A 20,942-nucleotide genomic window follows, 5' to 3' on the forward strand; every position below is an offset into this window, starting at 1 on the left:
GCGGTGGAGGAGGGAGCAGAACCCTTCCGCATGGTAGAAGGATTTTACGCGTTTTCGCCCCACTTCCACCCCGCTTTTTCGAACACATGTTCGCCCCACTTTGTGCACTTCACCACACTCTGCCCCACTTATAAAAATAGGAGGGCTGACTACCACACTCCTCGCATGCGATAGCCAGCCCATACCCATTATTATGCGTTAAACATCCGCCACATGTTTTCCGTGTCCACTAGTTACCGTGTTTACCCCGTCTGTGGTGGGGATGTCCGGCGCGTCCTGTGGGTGTTTGGTTGGTCGGTATGCCAACGCTGTGCCGGAGGCGGTCATGCCGAGGATCGCGGCGGTGAGGGTCTGCCATAGCGGGGATGTTGACTGATCCACAATCCCATAGGCGGTCAGGATTGCTAGCCCTGCTAGAGCAATCCCGTAGATCCAGGAACGCACGTGCGGCGCAAAAATCGTATCCATCATGTTTTTATCCTTTCCGTGTTGTTGCCAGGACCCGCTGGAGAGCTTTAATGGTTTCCCCGCCGAATTGCCCATCGAGTAGACAGCCGGCGTATTGCCCGAGAGATTGTAGGTAGCGTTGGGTTTCGTACACCGTGTAATAGCCCAGGTCGCCATCTACCGTGTAACCCACATAGAAGCCCCTGGTTTGTAGCCATTGTTGCCAGGCCTGCCAGGTGTAGCGTCCGGGCTGCCCGTCGATCTCACGGGCATAGACATGCCGGTCGCGCAGAAACTCTTGCAGCCCTTTAACAGTTTCGCCACCAAAATCTCCGTCAATAGAGCGCTCGTAGTAGGTGATTTTCCCGTCCCCATTCTCATCACCAGCATTAGTGCTAGTGGTGGTTGGTGTGGGTGCGCCTTGTCCGGTTGTTGAGCCGATTATTACCCCGTGGGTGGCGAAATCCTCACGCGGATTCCGCGTCTTACCATTAACATCCCAACATTCGAAATGTAGGTGCGGTCCGGTGACGTTACCTGTTGCGCCCATGAGTCCGATCTGTTGACCGAGCGCCACCTGTTGACCGACCATAACCTGGATAGCCGATAGGTGCCCGTAGTATTGGCGCTCCCCATCAGGATTACGAATAAGAATCCCATTACCTGACCTGCCTGCCACAGGTGCCCAGCCGGCTTTTTCTACCACCCCCGCATAGGCGGCATACACGGGTGTACCCGTCTGGTTCGCTATATCAATCCCGGCATGCAACATGGCAGGGATATTCACGGATAGGCGGGGCCGCCATCCGTATTCCGAAGCGACCATCCCTACCGCCGGTGAAGCCATCGTCACCATAGATCCTCCTTGTGTGAAAGTGTTCAGAATATTTGCCCCGGTCCAGCCCCGACCGGTAGCAGGGAAGATCCCCACCCCCAGATCCGGGTTGCGGGCTTCGATTGTTGTGCCATCCCCACGCGAGATCGCAATATGGGTCGGCGTCCACAAAAACGCCCCACGAGTAGTAATGCCTTCCTCGACGCTGATCTGTCGGCCCATGACTGCTAGCGCGGTCGAATGCCGATCCTCACCGCGGGCAAGCAGCCCGATCTGTTGGAGCCCCCAGACGATCAGCCCCGAACAATCAAACTCGCCTGGACCATCCGCGCCCCACACGTACGGGCAGCCCGCTTTGGACTCAACCAGACGCATAAACGTCTCTAGTTCCCTCATCAACACCCTCCCTTTACTCGTGCTTTTCGGGCATAAAAATAGACCCACATCGGGCCTTACACATGTTTTCTTTTTTGGTTATTCCTCGTTACGTATCGTCCACTCCGTCCAGGCGTCCTCAGGCACATCAGGCGGGTCAATCCCATGCTCAATCATCATCTGACGCAACACCGAAACGTATTCACGTAACTCCATACGCGCCGCATGCAGCGAATCCATTTCCGTGCGAGACTTACGCCGCGAACGCCGCCGCTGTTGCACCCCGGACACACCTTGTTTCAACAACTCAACCGTTAACGTCGAGCCAGCGATCAAACCAATAATCGCCCCTGCATCCATCTAGTCCCACTCTCTTCCTAGCCTGCCGCGATAATCCCTAGCTCTTGCTCAGCTGCCACATGCAACCGTGCCTGTGTCTCTGGTAGTAACGGACCTTTACCAAACGCATAGGGCATGTGAGCCACCCGGCGAAACCGCGTGAACCCAAAAAGCACACCGAGGAAAATAGAGCACACAGAAGCCAACGGGGCGTGTAACAGCAAGTCACGGTGAACAAACAATTGGGCCGTGACTAGTCGGAATCCCCAAATCGCGAGCCCGCCAGCCATCGCTAACGCCGATAACCGCTCCAACCAGTACGCGCCCCGCCACGCTGAGGGCATACCCGTACAACCAGCAAACACAAGCAGCAGCCCACACATGAGACGCAAACACGCAGCAACCGGGGATACTCCAGGCAGGTGGAGTAAAAGGTCGATGCCGACCAGTAGTGTCAGTCCGTAGGCTGCCACCATTGCGGCGGTGACCGCCCGCGGCTCTTCCAACGTATGCCACAGCGCTATAACAAGTTTCTTCGACATGACTAGACCACCACCCCAAGATCCGTGGCTGTACCCGTCTCGCAGGTAACACACTCACGTACCGTGCTGATAATCATCTCGTCAGTAATCACCCGTGGATCAAAACCAATCCGACCATGAGCACCCTCATAGGCCTGAGCCTGGACCGCCTTATCATAGGCTTCGATAATCGGTTTACTTGCCGCGATCTTACCTAAAAACCGTGCCGTGAAATCATGAGCGTCTACCACACCCACCAGTAACGCCGCCGTATAAACCCGGCGACGAAAATCCTCATCCTCAATCAACGCATTCAACGACGTCAACGCAACCATCACTAATCAACCCCTAAAATATTGTTCCTACAGTTTCTCTATGCTGGGACGAGTTCCCAACGCAGCTTCTTCACCTTCGACGCATCCTGATCAGCCAACTGCCAAATACAAATCCACGTACCAGAAGCGTCCTTTTGCGAGGTGTAAGACGATACGAACGTCACCGACGCCGAATCCACAACCTCATAATGAAACCCCCACCCAGACGGAGGAGTAAACGGAAACGGTACCCGGATCTTCGCCCACGCCAACGGAGCCATATACCCAAACCCAAACGACGGCAGAGACTGAAAACCAAAACGGTTATACGTTTTACCGTTGATAGTGATTTGGGTTGGTGAGACTACTTCTGGGGGTGGCCCGCCGCCCATTTTGCCCATCACGATCAGACGCCTACCCACCCGTAGGCATAGCACTCGATCCCCTGGGGTGAGTGCCACCAGGGTGCGCGGAGTCGTTCCTAGCGGGTTCGCCGCACCGTCCTCTCGTACCCGTAACGGGTTCACTGAGGCGACCGTCGCCCAAAACCATCGTTGGCCCGTATCCGTATCGGGCGCGAATAGATCAATAAACGGGTTAGCCACCACGCACCTCCCTTGATGTGACCATCATTAACGCGCCTGCCTGGCAGGTAATCCGGATCTCCTCCACCGTTTCCCGCCCGCCATCACGACCGGCGATCACACTGTTTAACTCCAGCGGGGACACCTCCACCGAACGGCTACGCGTCCATGTCGCCTGCTGAGCCTCGCGTAGACGTCGCTGTGCCATCCCATCCAGCACTGCTTGCGATGTTGCCTCTACTGACTCGTCGTGGATGGCTCGCCAGGTGCCTGTGCGGGCGAAATCCTCCCGGTCTTGCGCCACCGCGATCAGATCCGGCGCGTCACCATCCCCGCGAGCCTGAAGTATCACCTTGTTCGCGGCGGTTTCCGGAAAACTTGTTGTCACTTGTGGCTCGTAAAGATCCCGCCCGCCCGGCGTGTAGACCCGCACCACCGGACGCAGATTCGGAGCCGTATAGGGGGTGACGCGATACTGGCCGGAATAGTCGGTGTAGAGAGCGAAAAAACCGGCCGCGTCTAGCAAATCATTGATGATTCGTAGTTTTGATGTGCCCGGATCGAACACCATGTCGGTGCGTAGGGTTTCGTCTCGATCCGTGATAGCCACACCTTTCTCGCCAGTCGATTCCAACAATGCTTTAATCCGAGCGGTGACTTTCGATCCCGCGACTTCTGTGTGAACCTGCTCGACCTTATCCAGCGACGGGATACGGGTACGGTCATACAGGTTGAACGACAGGGAGCCACGCGAATGGGTCAGCCCTTCTGTTTCTTTACAGGATTCCGGTTCAACTAGGTACACGCCTAACGCGACCGGCGCAGCCTCGTCACGCTGATACATCGGACGTATCCTATGCCGCCACCAGTCCACACCCGGATCGCCCTGGGTTTCCATCTGGCCATCCCACCGGATCTGCCGATTCACATTCCCCGTCAACGACAGCGACGTGAAACGATCCAACCGGCCAACCAGCACCCCCTCACGGGTTAACACATCCACCCAATAGCGCTCCCGCATACAATCATCTCCTTATAGTTCTGCCTGCGTGTGAGTACACGAGAACTCCCAGGTACGCCACCTATTACGAGTCAATTTCACCGCCGAAACATAGCCGGTTTGCACCATCCCATCGAAGGTGCGTAGCACGACCGGACTGTCGGTTAACGCCAGATCGGACACTGCTGCTTGGGCTTGCCGTGCTGCCGGTAGCCCCGGATCTGAAACCAGCAGACCGCCAACCGTATAGGTGGTGGTGCATTGCTCGGCAAACACCGCACGGGGCAGAGTATGTCCTGCGAACGTTTGCACAATTGTTTGCCGGTCTGCCGATACCGCTAGCGTCGGATTGTAGGTAACCTTGAGAACTTTCCCTGCCTGTGGACCCCAATTTAGGAACTGGGCTTGCTGTTGCAACGGTCCAGATTCGACACGGGTGCGCGCCGTAGCACCATCTTTCGACACGGCCTCGATCACATAGGCCGCCCCGGTTAACGAGGGCAGCCCGTCCGTGACCACACCCGAAACCTGCCCGGCGGTTGTGCCTGGACGTGAATCCTCATAAACCAAGGTTTCGCCCGTCCCGTCAACCCGTAAAACACGCAGCTTAACCGTCTCCATTCCGCCGGTCAGTAGCGGGCCCTCACTGTAGTTGATATTGATCGACCCGCGGGCGGTATCCCACACGGCAGACCCTGACGGGGTAGACGGCGGACTATAGGAAACCGTGAACGACCGCGACACCGGCAAGGAATCGACCGTGGTTCGCACCGTCACATTCACACTGACGGTTGCCTTGTTCGGGATCCCTGTGAACGTTACCCGATGTGGAGACGTCGAGCTGCCTGTTTTTGACTGGGAATAGCCCGTTGCTGTTGCGGTTGCCTGCCAAAAAACAACCGTCGGGCTCGATGTGAACTCGACGGTCAACATAGACGAATTAACAGTGCTTGACGTGGGCGGGCTAGTGATCTGCACGCTAGGACGATCCACTATCGTGAACGCTGCCGTGTTCGACCACGGCGACCATTTCGTTTTATCCTGGCCTGTCGTGCGCACCTGCCACTCGCACGAACTATTCGACCCCACCGTTAACGCGAACGTCGAACTGGTAGCGGTTTTCACCCCGCTACTCGTCCAACTAGCAGCCCCGTTAAACCTGTATTGAACCTCGAATTGGGTCTGCCCGGATGTATCAGTCGGGTTATGCCGCCACACGAGGTTCACTGTCGCGCCTTTCGGCTGGTTCTGCCCGGAGGGTTGCAGCTCGGTCGGGGCAAGCGGTGCAGAAGCCATAATCACCGTGTTTGACGAGGTGAAATCGGAAACCAGGCCGCCGAGGAGGGCGCGTAGCCGGTACGTGTGGGCTGCCGCCTGGGCGGCATTGACCACCGTGTATGTGGTCGTACCCGGGTTGAGGGTGGCAATCTTGGTAGAGCCCTCCCAGATCTCGATTTGGGCCGCTCCGACCGCCGTGTTTACCCATTCGAGAATAATATTCGTCCCGTCACGCCGACCTACCACAGACGCCGGTGCTCCAGGAGTCATATATAAATGCTCATACAGGTTCCACGGTGAAGACCCGCCCGGACCGTTGGCACGGATCTGATAGTTGATGACCGTGTTCGCCCCTGGTGCGGCCGTATCAATCCAGTTACGCATCTGCCCGTCGAGAGTTGCGATCGTTTCCCACGGTAACGCGTTATAGCAGCGTTGGATCGTGAAACTGGAGATCGGCGCCTCACTGGTAGAGGTCACTGACCAGGATAGCGCCACTTGGTTATCTGACTGGCGGGTCACGTAGAACGCGGGACGTGCCGGCACCTGATAGGCCATCGGACGCACAATATGGGTGACCACCATAGACGGGGTTCCCGTTTGGAACTCCTCTAGGCGCACCCCGAACGACACCGAGTATTCCACGCCGGGCTGTTTCGTGAAAGTCTTCGATACCTGTCCGAGTTGGATTTGCTGGCCGGCTTTAATATTGACCGGAACGTTCGTGAACGTTTGCGTGATTTCCCCGTAAAACACGAGCTTGTTATATGAGTCTGATACCCAGCCGGCAGAACAGGACAGGTATGCGGTCAAGGTGACCGTGTCCGTGTTCTGGGTTGAAGCGACCTGCATGTCGATCCCGATTTGTACTGTTGTGCCTTGCCCGCTGACAGGGCTACCCCACCACATCACATTAATCACACTCCCATCTGTGCCCGATAGCGGGTGGCTGAGCGGGCTATATCGTTCGCGGCTTGCACGCCAGGAATCCCTGAGGCGACTTCCGTCACGTAGGCTTCCATCTGCCGATCCCCTACTTGAAGAATCACAGTGGAGGGCAGACGTGCCGGACCGTACACATCGACAGGCATGGGGCTCACCCCGTGGAGTCCTCCTTGCGCATACGATTCGAGCCGGTATCCGAACTGGCGGGCAACCTCGGCAAGGATCTGGGTGGAGCGGGTTCGTTTCGACCGTGCGAGCGGAATATATGCCTCCCCGCCGGTTTCATCCTCAGCCCAGATACGCCACGCCCCAGCCGGCGCAATCTGCGCAATATGACGTTCCCGCGTATACCGGCCCATAATCGAACCATCAGCATTCGACACGGCCGACGCTACCGTGCCTCCTACCGCGCCAACTTGAATACGTGCTTGCTTTCCAGAAATCTGACCCACGATCTTGTTGACCATCGGCCACAATCCCGCGTCTTCGACAGCGCCGACAGAGACCACCGGATGACGACTCCTAATGTTCGCCTCAACCAAAGCCAACACATCATAAACATTGGTTGCCTGACCGTTAATAACCACGGAACTTTGTGATTTACTGATCGCCTCCAAAGCCTTATTAAGCGCCGTATATGCCGGTGTAGCCTGACCATTAATCTCAACATCACCCGCGGAAGTGGCGATCCGCCCCATAAGATCGGCAAGTGTCTCGTCAGCTTGGAGGGTCTGTCCGAGAATAGTGACCGTCCCGTCAGCATTATTGATCGCACCCTGGATTTCAGATACTTTCTGTTCAGCCGGGTATGTATTGCCGTCAATAGTGATAAGGCCAGTCTCTTTATTAATATCGAACAGCATGTTACCGATCTGACCCCACGCTTTTTGCGTGTCGAGCGTCATCGTCGTTTTCACATACTCAGGAGTCATATTGAGCTGATTAACGTAAGCTCTCGCTGCTTCCTCACTCATCCCAGCAGCAATACACATGTCATAAATCTGTTCAGTGCCACTTTCCATGAGCGCGTTAAGTTTCTCCTGTGACGCCCCATTCTTCTGCTGGGCTTCCACATTATCAATCAAGGACTTACTCAACCTATCGATAGTTTCATCGAAATCTGTTACCGTACCGTTGGCCATCGCCTGCTGGGTTTCCGCCAAGGTTTCGTTGTAGGACCGTTCGGCTTCCCGGGCGGCAAAGAAACTATCTCGTGCGGCTTTCAGTTGATCGTCACGACGTTTCTGGGCGTCAATCACTCCCTGTAACGCTTTTTCTTGGTCACGTATCGTATCTGCAGCCGTCCGATTCTCAGCAGTCGCTTTAATCTGCTCATCACGCGCCTCAGCAGTTTCCTCACTGAGCTTATCTAGCGCTTTCGCGAGATCAAGATAATGTGTTTTGCCGGTATCCTTATAACGTTGCTCCAGATCGTCTTGTAACGCTGTCAACTGTTGCCCGCCGTTAATAACCGCGTCAACAACCTGATTAGTGGCATAGCCGGCGTCCTTAAACCGATCCAGCAAGTTATCTCCCAAACCAAACCAGTTCTCGTCGGCTTCCATCATCTCGATAACCTTTTGGCGAGTGTTATCGGTGGCGTTACCTAAACCATCAAACGTGGCCGACAGCTCCTCGATTTCTTGCCTATTACGAGCAGCAGCCTCACTAATCTTGCCGAAAACAGCGACAGCGGCAGCTATTCCCATCATCGGAAGATTCGCCATAAACGCCGACTTCATAGCCCCGCCCATAGCTTTCAGGCCCGCGCTCATCTTCCCAACCAGGGAAATATTCTCCGGCAGTTTCATCGCCGCCATACGTTTGCCAACCTCGGTTGAGTCATCCCCGAACGCTTTCAACATATTTGACACGCCACTAATCGTTTTCCCAATCGGGCCGATCTTCAGTTTCAACGCTGCGAACGCCACACCGACAGCCAACACCGGGGTAGGGAGTCGGGATATGGTTTCAGCAAGCACCGCCACCACACGCGATAGTGGGACGAGCACCGCAGAAGCTGCCGTTGCTGCCGGCACAAGATACGCCGAAACCGTCACACCTGATTCGCCAACCGCTTTCCACAGTTCACTTAACGCCGGGATAAGGATCTCCGCAGAGGTAAGGATACCGTTACCCATAATCGCGGCAGCCTGAGCAATAAACTTCATCGCCGGAGCGAGAGCCTCCATGCTTCCCATCATGCCCCGGATCGTTTCCCCAACAAGACTAATCACCCGAGGCAGGGCAGCAAGGGCAATCTCCACCCCATGCGTCTGATGCAACTGGTCACGCATAGCAGTAAAGAGGCTAGAAAACGCTACTTTGGTTTTCGCGGTTTCCTCACGGAGCACCACCAGACTTTTCATGATCTTGGCAGAACTATCCATATTCGCAACATTGCTAAGCGAATGTAAAAGATCTAACTGTGACTGTGCAGACCCGGTGGCAAGGAACGAACCGACCGCTTTACCCAACCCGTAATAGGTTTCTGATAGGACTTTCACGGTGGGGATTATGCTGTCGATCTTGTCTTTAGCGACGGTGAACACTTTCGGTAAATCCGCGAACGGCCCGGCAAGGATACCCTGCCCTAGACGGCCTAACGCTGCTCCCAGGTTAGCGAACGATCCGGAAACCGTCTCACCCATCTTTAACGCCGAACCACCGAACCCAGCCTCGATAGCGTCAGCAAACATGTCTGCCGAAATCTGACCGGCTTCACCCATCTTTCGGGCTTCCTCGGCAGTGATCCCCATCTGTTTGGCAACTAGCTGATAGATCGGGATTCCGGCTTCCATGAGCTGCATCGCCTCATCGCCCTGCATTTTCTGGTTAGAGTAGATCTTGCTCCAGATCAGGCTCATCCGGTCAAAATCCACGCCTGCCTGCGCGGCAGAATCACCAATCAGACGCAGTACCCGCTCCAACTCCTGACCAGGCTTCACATTCGCTGTAACCAGATTCTTCGCCGCTGTCGCCGCCGAATCCAAACCGAATGCCGTCCCTTTGACCGCAGCCTCAGCGTTCTTCATCGTCAGGTCAATCTCTTCAGCAGACAGCTTCATACCTTTCAAGCCCTGCTCTGCCTGCTCAAACTTCTTTAACCTGTTAAAACCCTTGGTCAAGGCGGTGCCGATAATAGCCGTCGAGGCTCCAGCAACCGACGCCATACCGCCAACAATCAGAGACTTCGCATGAGAAACAGCTTTCTGGCCGATCCCCATACCCAGCGCGGAACCAATCTTGCTGCCCGCCGTCGAAGTAATACCGCCCAGATCAGCCATAATCCGGCGTTCCGCCCCACGCATAGATGGAATGATCTGCACGTATGCTTTTGCTATCTCAACACCCGCCACCAGAGCCCTCCCTTACAAATGTTTTTCCGCTCTTCTAGAACATGTCAGCCGCCTCATCCACACTGACCTCGACACCGCGCACCTGCTGGCACTCTTCACTACTTTGGTTAGCCATGCCCGGACGTGGGGTAGGCGTGGGAAGGTTCACCCCGCGCGCCCCGTCGCGCGTCTTTGACCACACCAGCCAGCGCACACAATCCAACACGCTCGCCAACAGATAATCCGTGGTCTTCCACGGCGTCCACGCCTCACCCGCCACCACACGCTCTAACGGCAAACCCGGCATAGGATGAGACACGATAAGGAATAAATCCCGCAAATTAAAACACGGCTGGCCCACGTCTCGCAGACGTAAACCCAGCCGGATCAGCTCATATTCGATTTCGTCCCTGAACCGTCCCAACAGGAGGCTCAGGACACCAATTCCCCCAGTTTCAGTGCGGATTGATCCTGCCACGCAGTAATCATCTCGTTAAACTCACGGATCGTCATCGCCCGTCGAGCCCGCACCGCCTCCTCGTCAGAAAACTCCATAATAATCTGAGTAATAAACGCCGCCTGCGGCTTACCCGTATTATCCTCAAGAATCCCCATCGGCACGTTTTCTAAAAACGGTAAACGGATCGTCCCATGCTCGGTGACATGCTCAAATAACTCGTCTTCACCGTGAAACTGTACTACCGGCTCATTTTTGACAGCTTTCTTTACCATTACAACCTCCAAAACGGCTATCTAACAAAAAGACAAATAAGAAAAAAAGGGGGAGACATGTGTGGTCTTACCCGAGGGCGACACTGAGCCGACAGGCAAGACCACACACGCAGAAAAATAGTGAACACTACGCGGCAGGCCCGGTAGCAGTATCCTCGATATACTCGTAAGTGTAGTTTCCGTTATCATCAGCCAACGCCGTGATCTCCACCGGATACTTAATCGCGTCATTATGAACAAACGCGATCTCACCCGAAAGCTTCAACTGACCACGAGGAATAACCAGACGACGCCGGCCATCCCCATCCTTAAGCGAAATAACCCACGCCAACTCGGCAGGATCCAACGCATTATGCTTAATCGAAACCTTCTTATCTTTCGCCTCAACATTCTTCTCACCAAAAACAGCTTTCAACACTTCCGCGTTCGCTGCCTCCATGAACGTCAACGAGATACGTTCCTTATACTTCGTGGTCAACGTCCGAGCAACCAGCCCGCCCTCAACCTCAATCTCCGTATCCTCACGCTCCGGCGACCACGTGAAACCCTCCACGCCAATCAAACCACGCGTCTTAAACGCCGGATCCAACTCCGACTTCGCATCCGTTGGCAACGCCGTATTCAACGGGCCAGCCGCAACCGAACCGCCAACCTTCTCCAACGAACCAATCATCACTTTAGGCAACGCCATTATCTTCACTATCCTTACTCTCCACACCGACATCTACCGGCATGATCCCAACATTTCCTGCTTCTCGACCCACCCAACCCTGGGCAAGCCATGACTCTTCCTCACCGGCTACCACCCAGGCACACACCTGCGAAAACACCGGATGAACAAGCTCTGTTTTATCCTCTACCAACTTCCACCTCTTCCCATCTGACAAGCATGGACACCGTAAACTGATGCCGATCAAGACTCGGCATACGCGGATCGGGATACTGCAACGGGATCGACGGGACAGCCTCATACACGGTCAAACCAGGAAAAGCCTCCTGGTCATCCCGCGATACTGCCGCAAACTCAGCCCAAATCCGTCGAGCGTAGTCAAAACAGACACCCTGATCGGTATGCCAAACCTCAACCAGGATCTGGGCTTTATCTTGTTTCCCGTCCATAGCGCCACCCGTGCGGGTCACTTTCACCGCCCCCGGTACAGGATCCAACATATTCTGTGTAGAGGCTGGGAAACCGCGCGCACGTAAAAACGCCACCACCCCAGCCACCACATCAGCCGGACCAGGAATAACCATCACGAGGACCTCCCTAACGCATGCAACAAGGTCTGATTTTTCGCGCAATCAACCATCGCCCGGACACTATCCGTATAGGCGCTACCAATCACACGCGAACGACCCATCCACGTCTCCGACGCATACCCCTCACCAGCACGGCCCGCAATCTCCTCCGCACACTCGCCAACCAGATCCCGAACCTCATCCGAACGTAAAAACGCCCGCACCTGGGAATGCTGCAACACCACACGACGCACCTGCACAGGCATGATAACCACCCCTATCTTCGATACCTCACCAAACGGATCACCATCCCGCCATGTAACGTCACCGGCAAAATCGGATTCGTCTCCCACCGTTCCACCTCACCAACAACCATGAACAAGCCACCCTCACTCCACGAGCCAGGAAGACTAACCAGGTCATCAACCCCCGGAATCGGGGCAGACAGCGGGGCAGAAACCCGCACGTGACGCTCTACAGCCACCCGTCCGCCAGCGAACTCTTCTACCGGGGGTGAGGGTTGGATGGAAAACACGGGCAGGTCCTCTGTTTTCCACTGTGCTACCGGCACAGATACCGGATTGCCGTACCTGTCTAGCCCGTCGGCCGGTTTACGGTGAATCTTTCCTATCGCGGTTATCCGACGCACGAGCAGTCACCTGCCTCATAGATCGGATAACCCGCAATATCTGTTCCGCATGAGCAAGAATCCCGCGCCCACGTTCGATCACACCACGGGTAATGACGGCCGGTGTCTTTCCCTGACACCGTGATTGAATACGCCGCACCAGAACCTATCGATCCTGGTTCACGTAACGCGTCACGCTCACTATCAGAAAGAAACAACCCGCCAGGCATGTCGCCCGCGAACGTGATACTGCCCGTGAACGACCCATCCGTTTCCTGGCGTTGCCGAATCCCCTCCGGGTTACGAAAGACCCGGGTGACCATCGCCGATACTACGTCACGCACAGTCTCTAACAAGTCGGGCTCACCACCAGAATCAATCCGCGCCTGGATCGAGGGAAACTCACGACGGATCATCCGCTCCGCCCGCCCGATCCACCTGCCGATCGTGTCTTCCTGCCCGTAAGGAGCGTCCGTACCAATCCAGTCAGCGAGAAGATCATCAACTGTCAACCACATACAACACTCCTTAAAAATCTATTGGTGTTGGAATGTCCCTAGTGGCGTGTGTGGGCACGGAAAACCCGTAACCGTATCATCCGTACCCACCAGCCGACCGGGCGTATCATCCGCCAACCGCTGCCGTCTTAATCAACGCGAAACGATCCTCCATCACATACCAGCCATAGACGATCTCAAGACGCAACGCGATCTGATTCTTCCGCTTCAAATCACCTTGACCGTCCGGGTCACCATACGGGATCAACTCCAAAGGCAAATCACGCTGGACACCCCACCGGATACCATCGGCGAAGTCACCAACAATTGCCCGAACACCCGTATCCTTAGCCGCCTCCGGCAGACCAGAAATCGTTGTCCCGACAGCCGTCTTAACCCCCAGGAACGATGTAATATCCGTTCCGAAACCCAGCTCGGGATACCGCGGCATACCATTGGGCTTACCACCCGACAGGCACTGCAAATTCGCAAGCGCGAACGCCATCTTCGGATCGAGAGCCAAACCAGTGATCGGGGTCCCGTCCTCAATCACCAGGCCGATCGCTTGGCGAATATCCGCGTCCGCGTCCGCACTACCCTGGGTGACCGTTTTCTTCGTCGCCGTCAAATAATTCGTCCACGAGGCGATCACGTTACCCGTATGCGGATTCACCCGATGATACAGGCCCATATCCAACGCACGTGACAAGGCGTTCGCGCCTGCCTCGGCAACCTGATCGAGCACGCCAAGCTGATAATCCTCATCCGCCCACATGAATTCATTCGACGTGCGAATAGTCACCTGAGCCTTATGCGGTACCGCCGTGACCTTATCCCACGCGGCAACCGTTGAGGACTTATCCGCGTTTTCTTCCACGAACTCGGCACGAACCGTGTTATTAAAACGCAGAATATCCACCGTGCCGAACTTCATGGGCTCTTGCCCCGATAGTTTCGCCACCGTTGAGGTTGACAGGGTTTTCTTAATCATGCCGTCTGCGATATTGCGCGGAAGGACGGCGGAAAGAGTCTTTGAATCCAAAATAGCCATAGCTATTCCTCCTTGCCTAAAAGTTGTTTAAGAAACTCGCGTTTCTCATCTTGTTTGGGTTGTGATGGCTGGGCTCCAGCCTGGGGCACGTGTGCAACGATTGGACGATCGCCCCGCCACGCTAGTAGCGCCTCAGCCGAGGCCTCCAGCTCTTCTAACGTGTCACCTTTCAACAAGCCAGGATCAACCTTTTTACTGGCTGCGACTTGTGAAAGAAGTTTTTCGTGCTCAAGCCTGGCATTATTCGATTCGAGTTTCGCGATCCGATCTAATGCTTTTTCCAGGTCGGTTTTCTGGGATTGAGCAGCGTCCAGCTCGGTTTTCATCCGGCGTACCTCCGCCATGTTCGCTTTCGCTCGCTCTTCCCATTTACGTGCCTGGATCTTCCAATCCTCACCAGCAGCCTCTTCCTGTGCAGGAATCATGCCTGCCGGTGTCGTATCATGCCCAGTATGTGCTGTATTGTCAGCCATATTTTTGTTTCCTCCCGTGCGGGTTAATGAAAAAGACCCGCCCCCGTGCGGGAACAGGCCAAAAACCATAAAAAATTGTTGCTACTTGTGTTTCTTCCAGCTATGCTGTGGGTAAAGAACGGAGAGCCACCCGTTGTACCCTGAAAATAATTGGGGCGCCCGTCCATAGTGTCTAGGGCTAGAAGACCAGCCGGCGGCTAAGCCTCCGTTCTTTTTTATTTCCTCTAAAACACCCCAGGTAAAGTTAAAGCCCTGCCAATACCGAAGTATCCACAGGGCTGGAGATGGTGCAAGGCTGTCCCTAGGGACTGCCGGCCGCCACCGTATCTGTAGCGTATCATCTTCAGTCAAACAAAATAACAAAATAAAGTATTGACAGATAAATACTCACCCATTACGATAAAAGCAAAGAACGGAGAGCCACCCGGTGCACCTCAAGATTTCTGTTCAACAGATTTCGAAGTGGGCGTTCTCATTGCGGAACTAGAAGATCAGGCGGCGGCTAAGCCTCCGTTCTTTTTATATTTACCCCTAAACACTCCAGGTAAAGTTAAAGCCCTGCCAATACCAAAGTATCCACAGGGCTGAGACAGCGGCCCGGCTGTCCCTAGGGACTGCCTTCCTACTGCCGTGCTTCACAGTGTATCATCTTCAGTCAAATAAAATAAAGTATTGACAGATAACCGCCCGCCCATTACTATGAAGATAAAGAACGGAGAGCCACCCGTTGTACCCTGAAAATAACGGGGCGCCTGGCCATAGTGTCTTGGGCTAAGAGGAAACCGGCGGCTAAGCCTCCGTTCTTTTTTATGCTTAAAGGATTCTTAGCAGTTGTCTACCATCATCCCACATGATCCATAATTCCTTGATCTGGCGGTCAGCAGCATGAGAAGTATTCCATTCGCGCAGATAACGCATTACCTTAGCCGGGATTATTTCTACTCCTTGGAAATCTAGAATGAAATTCTCTTTAATCACATGATGTTCTTTCGCATTTACAATCGATTTCAATAGGTGTTTAGAGATAGTCCCCCATTTAGTTGATGTTGTCTTCAGATCCGCTTCAATATTCTTATTCGACGTCCAATAAAAATCATTAGAAGCCTTACGTCCAACCCCTAACACATGCGGAGGACGAGGAATCCAATTCACATAATGGTCATGCTTCTCCAGACGTTCAAGCGATTCAATCTCCAACGTACTCAGAAACTCACCATTTGTCTCCGACCTTAACTCCGACTGCCGCCTAGCCCACAGCGGCTCATCCTCAGTCCCTCGACCAGCAGGCCAGCCACCCTCCGGAGGAGCATAAATAACACCATTCTTCCGATTCGGCGAACTAGCCGGCAAAAGCTCTAACGGAAAATCAACCCGTTTCGATCCTCTACGGCGCTTTACTTTCGATACTGCTCCGACCGATTCACCAGCCGCTACCTCTGCTCTTACCTCCTGCTTCCCCGCGGCTCGCAATGCCTCCCGGCGACGCTTAACAACATGCTCAATCGAATCATTCTTACGCCAATACGGCTTATACTCCTTGGCATACAACTCATCGAAATCAACACCAGCAACCCGGTCACCAACCCACGCAGTCCCACGAGGATTAGACGGATCAACAACCCAGCGACCTTTCAACGGGACAGCACTACAATGACAATTCTCGTGATACCTCTTCCCATCAGCCGTCGCCGCAGCCGTCTTAGACGATCCATACACCGGACCACGAGACGCCAAGATAATACAAAAATCGCAATTATCCCCAGGCGATAACACCCGCGCCCAATACACATCCTTATAATGCTCAACCGACGCATGGATCACATCACGACCATTACGATCAACCCGGCGGCCAACCCAGCGAGCCCCAAGCGCACTAGCCTGCCGAAGATTACGAGCCTCAATCAACGGCCCAATCGACTGAGCAATAACACTCGCCGATTTCTTCGTCTGACTAATCGCCGGAACAATCGCCGGATACCCAATCAACGTCTCAAACCACTCTTGCGCAGCCTGCTGAGACAAAAGCCCATACCGCTCCAGAACCCCCGCAATCAACTGCTTCAACGCCGGACGGACAAGCTCAGGATCCTCAATCTTCGCCACCGCCTCCACAGCCTCACGCATATCTGCTTCGATCCGCGCATTAATCGCCATGTTGGTGTTCTGATAATCTCGCATTTGCTTGCGGGAAACCAATACATATCACCCCGCTTTCAACAAACGAGTAGAAGAATTAAATAGCCTCCCTGCGCTGACGACTACGCTCCATCTCAGCACTCAACTCAGCCAGGAAACTCACACTCTGCTTCTCATTGAGCAAACGCCGCGTCGTTTGAACATCAAACCCCAACTGCTCAATAATCGCCTCAGACTCAGCCATCCACGGAAACACCGACACCAGCTTCACCGTCGCGTCCGCAGCCGCCGCCCGAGACGTAAACCGAGTATCCCGCCACACCGGCAACAAGCCCGCCAACTCGGCAGGGACATCCAACGACCGATTCGCCACCTGCCACGCCCACACAGCCACCTGACGATGAGCCGCCGACCACGTCGCCTGAGCGTCTTCTGCCTCCGCAATCAAATCCTCACGAGACGCCAAATACGACTCCGCCGACGTCGGATTAGCCTGCGCCAACCCCACACCCAAACTCGACACCGGAATATTCGTCTCACCCGCAAACAAGCCAGCCAACACCTGCAACTGATCCACATGCGGCTGCTGAGAGGCCTGCGAAAACTGCTTCACATCCGCCCGAGGATTCGCCGCGTCATCATTATCCGGAATCGCGTTCACCCGATCCATAATCAACTGCCACGAACCCTTCGTGAACGCGTCCTCATCCGGACCAAACACCATAAACCACGGCGCACCATAAAAATCTGCTGTACCCTCCGAACGCAACACGGTACGCACCGCACTATCCGTCAAGGACATGACCGGGCGTGAAATACGAGAAGACCCAAACGGACGATCCAGACGCGGCTTATACGGAAACTGCACCACCGGAACACGCAAATCCTGCACCTGCCGATCCACCACCCGGCCATCCTCAACCCGGATCGACACAAACGGCAAAAACAGCGTCGCACTCTCAATACGCGCCCCGCCACGAGAAGCAAACCCCTCCGACACCGACTGACCCCAACGGTGAACCCACAAGAACGAATCCAACGCATGCAACTTCGCATTCCACACGCCTGTGCCATCCAACGCTGAAATAAACGACACTAATGCCTCCGGCTCACCCGCCGACACATCACCCGCCGTCACCGCCGCAAACACGGTCGAATGCACCAACGCCGAAACCTGAGCTTGTATCACCATCTCCACATAATGCGAACCAGCCAGGATCTCCGACACACCCAGATCATTCCCGCCACGACCCGACGCGGGAGCAAACCCATCTAAACGAATCCGGCGAGCCAACATCTCTACCGCTTTCGCCGGCCATCCCAACACGGTACGCACCTGCGACAAATACGGCGGCGCAGTCGGCGGCAACCTATCCAACACATGCTTGCCATCCATATACGCCGACCGCAACAAATTCCGCCGACGCTTACCCGCCAACTGTTTTTCCAACAGGTCAAACACACCCTGCTCAACATCCGTTAACCCAACGATCATAATGACACCACCTTCCAGCCAGACCTGCGCGCCCCAACAGGCTTCATTCCCTTTTGCTCAATACCCGCAACCGCAAGAGTGGCAGCCACCAGCGGAGAAATATTCGACAACTCCTCACGGCGAACCCACTTAAACAACGAATCACCAACAAACTTCATCTTTGCCCCGCTAACGGCCTGATCCATCTCTTCTTGCCCGATATGCACCAACACACCCTGACGGACCAAGTCATAAAACCGGCCACATGCCTGGAAATACTCCCGCGCCGATACTTGCAACAGGCGCACCCGCTGGCGACGCAACTGACCAATCAACGAACCAGCAGCCGACCCTGCCTCCACCACAATCGCTACCGGCGACCAGGCCTCTTGCAACTGGGCTAGACGATCTGCCACCCAGTCCGTACCCACCTGCCGGTCAACCAGCTCTACATGAATACGGCCATCATCACGAATCGACGCGACAGCGATCTCCGCCCAATCCCGCGTCGGCGGCACATCCACCGCGAACGCAACCGTGTCCGACGGCTCAGAATCCGGATCAACCAGCCCAGCCCAATCCCGAACCTGGATCGCCGCCTCATCACCAACACGCGCCCAAATACCCAGCCGCTCCCGCCGGAACTGCTCATCAGCCATCCCAACCAGCTCAGTGTTACGAATGTAATCCTCAGAAATGAACCGGCCCAGTGACGGATTCGCCTGATACCACGCCTCAATATCACCACTATCAGCCGTATCATCAGCAGACCATTCGACATACATCAACGCACTATCCGCCCCCGATAGTGCCCGATCGCGAACCCGCTCCCACGTCGCCGACGAGAGCATACCCGCCGAGGAAGTGTAAAGAATCTGCGGATTACCCTGCATAGTGCGCGCCGCCATCGTCGGCATAAGAGAAGCAATCTGATCCTCATCAAGATCGAACGCCTCATCAAGCACCACAAGATCACCCGTCAGGCCACGCCCTTGCCGGCCCGTCCGCGTCACATACGTAATCTTCGACCCGTCCGCCAGTTTGATCGACATCTCCGCCGACGAGGTACGAATCCCGCGCACATCATCAAAACGCGACCTGCCTTGTGCTCCAGCTACCCGTGAAAACATCCACGGATTATCTCTGATAATCGCCTCCAACTCGCTAAACGATTTACGTGCCGTGGAAAACAAATGCGCCGTATGCGTAATCACCTTGCAGTCAGGATTCAAAAACAAGTTATACAACTCGATAGCTTCAATGATGACGTTCTTGCCGTTTTGGCGTGGAGCATTAACCGCTACCTCCAAGGCCGCATATTTACCCGTCTGGGTTATACCGAGAGCGTTCCGCACCACCGAGGCTTGCCACGGCATGAGCTCTTTACCGGCAATCGCGATAAGGTCTATCGCGTCCTCACCAGCAGAAAAATCCGCAATCGTTTGTGGAATATGCGCAATCCTAGGCGTTTGCGACCCGCATCTGACGTCTCCGGGCAAGTTCATCAAGCGGGTCACCCCCATTCACTGTCTCCTGCGTATCTTCATGAACATCCCCATCCAACGCGGCTAACTCAGCCAAAACAGCACGCTGCTCACGGGCAATACCCGCAACCGACTGCGGTAGAGCCTGATGGAGATTAGCTTCCAAAACATCAAAAATCTGTAATAGTACTTCACGGCGATCAACCCTGCGCAGGCTGTCCGACGGCGCAGCCTGGATATGTTCCTCCACCGCTTGCGATATTTTTGCCGCACGCCGCGCCACCATCTGCGCTTTATGTTTACGCTCAGCCGCCAAACATTCCTCACATAACGGCTCGCCACGACGACGATGCCGCATGGCTGCCGCATGCGTCCCACACGGCTTCAATTCCCGTCCAGCCAAAACTAATCATCACCTCACAACGCCAAGCCTCTGCCTGGCACTGCTTCTACCAGGCAATATACGGCCTACCAGTTACACATATATAACGCCCAGAATCAGGCGGATAAATCTCAATATTGCGCCCATCACGCACCACCCGCCCCGAACCAGGGGTAAGAGGCAAGAAAATATGCAGCCCATCACCCGAGGGCGAATATTCCACCAAAACCGCACACGCTCGCACCTCGTCCAACACCTCACCAGCCCACGAGGCAAGCCGACCATCAACAAAACAATGATCTAAATCAATACAGCCAATACCCTCACCCAGTACCCAGCCTTTACGAGGCAGGTGGCGAACCTGCTCATACGAAGTCCACGTGCCAGGATCCCGGGTAGAAGCCGGACAACCATCAAGCTGGTAGGGGCGTTTTGTTATTCTGCCGTTACGTTGCATAGGTTTCCATGTCACCCAGCGCGACGATTTAACCATAACGGGCGGTACCACATGGGTTTTCGTTTGCCGGTTGCCCATGACTCGGCATGAAGTTGAGCAGTACTTCGCGTTCGCGCGCTTACCACTGACGTCAACACCGCAATTCTGGCAGGATCTCACATCTCTAATAATAGCAGTGTTTACGGTTAATTACTGCAATAAAGCCAATATGTCTAACAGTAAACAGGTAGCAAGACACGTAAGCGCCTTAGAAACAATTAAAAACAGCCACCCCAATAAAAGCCGGAAAAGGGCGAGAAAGGCAGTCAGAATCAAAAATAAGACGTCTCGTGGTACGTTCCACGTTAGACCTTCGTGTAAAAATCCGTCTATGCGGCGTGGCCTCCCAGCCCACCCTCGGCGGGGTCCTCCCC

At 54.8% G+C, this 20,942-nt stretch carries 24 protein-coding genes; all 24 read right to left on the reverse strand.

Going from position 1 to position 20,942, the window contains the following annotated elements; translation table 11 throughout:
• Positions 1-198: 198 nt before the first annotated feature.
• On the reverse strand, positions 199-471 hold the full coding sequence (locus ACLHIL_RS07390) for a hypothetical protein (RefSeq protein WP_411297317.1): 273 nt from the start codon (positions 469-471) through the stop codon (positions 199-201).
• A 4-nt stretch (positions 472-475) separates the two neighbouring features.
• Positions 476-1,678, reverse strand: coding sequence for a peptidoglycan DD-metalloendopeptidase family protein (locus ACLHIL_RS07395; RefSeq protein ID WP_411297318.1), 1,203 nt, complete (start codon positions 1,676-1,678; stop codon positions 476-478).
• 78 nt (positions 1,679-1,756) lie between these two features.
• On the reverse strand, positions 1,757-2,017 hold the full coding sequence (locus tag ACLHIL_RS07400) for a hypothetical protein (protein WP_411297319.1): 261 nt from the start codon (positions 2,015-2,017) through the stop codon (positions 1,757-1,759).
• Between the two features lie 17 nt (positions 2,018-2,034).
• Positions 2,035-2,538, reverse strand: coding sequence for a hypothetical protein (locus ACLHIL_RS07405; protein WP_411297320.1), 504 nt, complete (start codon positions 2,536-2,538; stop codon positions 2,035-2,037).
• A gap of 2 nt (positions 2,539-2,540) precedes the next feature.
• Complete coding sequence (locus ACLHIL_RS07410; protein WP_411297321.1) at positions 2,541-2,855, reverse strand: hypothetical protein; 315 nt, start codon at positions 2,853-2,855, stop codon at positions 2,541-2,543.
• A 35-nt stretch (positions 2,856-2,890) separates the two neighbouring features.
• The gene (locus ACLHIL_RS07415; RefSeq protein WP_411297322.1) at positions 2,891-3,436 is read right to left on the reverse strand and encodes a hypothetical protein; all 546 of its coding nucleotides are present in this window, start codon (positions 3,434-3,436) and stop codon (positions 2,891-2,893) included.
• On the reverse strand, positions 3,429-4,436 hold the full coding sequence (locus ACLHIL_RS07420; protein ID WP_411297323.1) for a hypothetical protein: 1,008 nt from the start codon (positions 4,434-4,436) through the stop codon (positions 3,429-3,431). Before ACLHIL_RS07420 ends, ACLHIL_RS07415 begins: the two co-directional genes overlap by 8 nt.
• 12 nt (positions 4,437-4,448) lie before the next feature.
• Positions 4,449-6,614 carry a hypothetical protein gene (locus tag ACLHIL_RS07425; protein WP_411297324.1) on the reverse strand — a complete coding sequence of 722 codons (2,166 nt, stop codon included), beginning with the start codon at positions 6,612-6,614 and terminating at the stop codon, positions 4,449-4,451.
• Positions 6,611-9,997, reverse strand: a complete 3,387-nt coding sequence (locus ACLHIL_RS07430) for a tape measure protein (RefSeq protein ID WP_411297325.1) — start codon at positions 9,995-9,997, stop codon at positions 6,611-6,613. The genes ACLHIL_RS07425 and ACLHIL_RS07430 overlap by 4 nt, the downstream gene beginning before the upstream one ends.
• Before the next feature lie 34 nt (positions 9,998-10,031).
• Entirely contained in the window at positions 10,032-10,454 is a 423-nt protein-coding gene (locus ACLHIL_RS07435) for a DUF5361 domain-containing protein (protein WP_411297326.1), read from the reverse strand.
• Positions 10,409-10,708: a hypothetical protein gene (locus ACLHIL_RS07440; RefSeq protein ID WP_411297327.1), complete on the reverse strand. Its 300-nt coding sequence runs from the start codon at positions 10,706-10,708 to the stop codon at positions 10,409-10,411. Before ACLHIL_RS07440 ends, ACLHIL_RS07435 begins: the two co-directional genes overlap by 46 nt.
• A 127-nt stretch (positions 10,709-10,835) precedes the next feature.
• Positions 10,836-11,399 carry a hypothetical protein gene (locus tag ACLHIL_RS07445; protein ID WP_411297328.1) on the reverse strand — a complete coding sequence of 188 codons (564 nt, stop codon included), beginning with the start codon at positions 11,397-11,399 and terminating at the stop codon, positions 10,836-10,838.
• Positions 11,386-11,571: a hypothetical protein gene (locus ACLHIL_RS07450; RefSeq protein WP_411297329.1), complete on the reverse strand. Its 186-nt coding sequence runs from the start codon at positions 11,569-11,571 to the stop codon at positions 11,386-11,388. The genes ACLHIL_RS07445 and ACLHIL_RS07450 overlap by 14 nt, the downstream gene beginning before the upstream one ends.
• A complete protein-coding gene (locus ACLHIL_RS07455) occupies positions 11,558-11,965 on the reverse strand; it encodes a hypothetical protein (protein WP_411297330.1) in 408 nt (135 codons plus the stop codon). The genes ACLHIL_RS07450 and ACLHIL_RS07455 overlap by 14 nt, the downstream gene beginning before the upstream one ends.
• Positions 11,962-12,300 carry a hypothetical protein gene (locus tag ACLHIL_RS07460; protein ID WP_411297331.1) on the reverse strand — a complete coding sequence of 113 codons (339 nt, stop codon included), beginning with the start codon at positions 12,298-12,300 and terminating at the stop codon, positions 11,962-11,964. Before ACLHIL_RS07460 ends, ACLHIL_RS07455 begins: the two co-directional genes overlap by 4 nt.
• Positions 12,225-12,596, reverse strand: coding sequence for a hypothetical protein (locus tag ACLHIL_RS07465; protein WP_411297332.1), 372 nt, complete (start codon positions 12,594-12,596; stop codon positions 12,225-12,227). The genes ACLHIL_RS07460 and ACLHIL_RS07465 overlap by 76 nt, the downstream gene beginning before the upstream one ends.
• Positions 12,584-13,093, reverse strand: a complete 510-nt coding sequence (locus ACLHIL_RS07470; protein WP_411297333.1) for a hypothetical protein — start codon at positions 13,091-13,093, stop codon at positions 12,584-12,586. The genes ACLHIL_RS07465 and ACLHIL_RS07470 overlap by 13 nt, the downstream gene beginning before the upstream one ends.
• A gap of 106 nt (positions 13,094-13,199) precedes the next feature.
• Positions 13,200-14,123, reverse strand: coding sequence for a phage major capsid protein (locus tag ACLHIL_RS07475; RefSeq protein ID WP_411297334.1), 924 nt, complete (start codon positions 14,121-14,123; stop codon positions 13,200-13,202).
• Positions 14,124-14,125: 2 nt separating this feature from the next.
• A complete protein-coding gene (locus ACLHIL_RS07480) occupies positions 14,126-14,596 on the reverse strand; it encodes a hypothetical protein (RefSeq protein ID WP_411297335.1) in 471 nt (156 codons plus the stop codon).
• Between the two features lie 813 nt (positions 14,597-15,409).
• Complete coding sequence (locus tag ACLHIL_RS07485) at positions 15,410-16,750, reverse strand: hypothetical protein (protein ID WP_411297336.1); 1,341 nt, start codon at positions 16,748-16,750, stop codon at positions 15,410-15,412.
• Between the two features lie 79 nt (positions 16,751-16,829).
• Positions 16,830-18,227, reverse strand: coding sequence for a phage portal protein (locus tag ACLHIL_RS07490; protein ID WP_411297337.1), 1,398 nt, complete (start codon positions 18,225-18,227; stop codon positions 16,830-16,832).
• Positions 18,224-19,729, reverse strand: a complete 1,506-nt coding sequence (locus ACLHIL_RS07495) for a terminase (protein ID WP_411297338.1) — start codon at positions 19,727-19,729, stop codon at positions 18,224-18,226. The genes ACLHIL_RS07490 and ACLHIL_RS07495 overlap by 4 nt, the downstream gene beginning before the upstream one ends.
• The gene (locus ACLHIL_RS07500; protein WP_411297339.1) at positions 19,668-20,093 is read right to left on the reverse strand and encodes a hypothetical protein; all 426 of its coding nucleotides are present in this window, start codon (positions 20,091-20,093) and stop codon (positions 19,668-19,670) included. The genes ACLHIL_RS07495 and ACLHIL_RS07500 overlap by 62 nt, the downstream gene beginning before the upstream one ends.
• Positions 20,094-20,139: 46 nt before the next feature.
• The gene (locus ACLHIL_RS07505; RefSeq protein WP_411297340.1) at positions 20,140-20,529 is read right to left on the reverse strand and encodes a hypothetical protein; all 390 of its coding nucleotides are present in this window, start codon (positions 20,527-20,529) and stop codon (positions 20,140-20,142) included.
• Positions 20,530-20,942 lie beyond the last annotated feature (413 nt).

Source organism: Trueperella sp. LYQ143, assembly GCF_046599595.1.
Lineage (GTDB): Bacteria > Actinomycetota > Actinomycetes > Actinomycetales > Actinomycetaceae > Trueperella.

Bases quoted from the DNA above. Each gene is read 5' to 3' on its own strand.
- ACLHIL_RS07390 (WP_411297317.1), bottom strand. From the start codon at position 471: ATGATGGATACGATTTTTGCGCCGCACGTGCGTTCCTGGATCTACGGG.
- ACLHIL_RS07395 (WP_411297318.1), bottom strand. From the start codon at position 1,678: ATGAGGGAACTAGAGACGTTTATGCGTCTGGTTGAGTCCAAAGCGGGC.
- ACLHIL_RS07400 (WP_411297319.1), bottom strand. From the start codon at position 2,017: ATGGATGCAGGGGCGATTATTGGTTTGATCGCTGGCTCGACGTTAACG.
- ACLHIL_RS07405 (WP_411297320.1), bottom strand. From the start codon at position 2,538: ATGTCGAAGAAACTTGTTATAGCGCTGTGGCATACGTTGGAAGAGCCG.
- ACLHIL_RS07420 (WP_411297323.1), bottom strand. From the start codon at position 4,436: ATGCGGGAGCGCTATTGGGTGGATGTGTTAACCCGTGAGGGGGTGCTG.
- ACLHIL_RS07440 (WP_411297327.1), bottom strand. From the start codon at position 10,708: ATGGTAAAGAAAGCTGTCAAAAATGAGCCGGTAGTACAGTTTCACGGT.
- ACLHIL_RS07445 (WP_411297328.1), bottom strand. From the start codon at position 11,399: ATGGCGTTGCCTAAAGTGATGATTGGTTCGTTGGAGAAGGTTGGCGGT.
- ACLHIL_RS07470 (WP_411297333.1), bottom strand. From the start codon at position 13,093: ATGTGGTTGACAGTTGATGATCTTCTCGCTGACTGGATTGGTACGGAC.
- ACLHIL_RS07475 (WP_411297334.1), bottom strand. From the start codon at position 14,123: ATGGCTATTTTGGATTCAAAGACTCTTTCCGCCGTCCTTCCGCGCAAT.
- ACLHIL_RS07480 (WP_411297335.1), bottom strand. From the start codon at position 14,596: ATGGCTGACAATACAGCACATACTGGGCATGATACGACACCGGCAGGC.
- ACLHIL_RS07485 (WP_411297336.1), bottom strand. From the start codon at position 16,750: ATGGCGATTAATGCGCGGATCGAAGCAGATATGCGTGAGGCTGTGGAG.
- ACLHIL_RS07490 (WP_411297337.1), bottom strand. From the start codon at position 18,227: ATGATCGTTGGGTTAACGGATGTTGAGCAGGGTGTGTTTGACCTGTTG.
- ACLHIL_RS07495 (WP_411297338.1), bottom strand. From the start codon at position 19,729: ATGGGGGTGACCCGCTTGATGAACTTGCCCGGAGACGTCAGATGCGGG.
- ACLHIL_RS07505 (WP_411297340.1), bottom strand. From the start codon at position 20,529: ATGCAACGTAACGGCAGAATAACAAAACGCCCCTACCAGCTTGATGGT.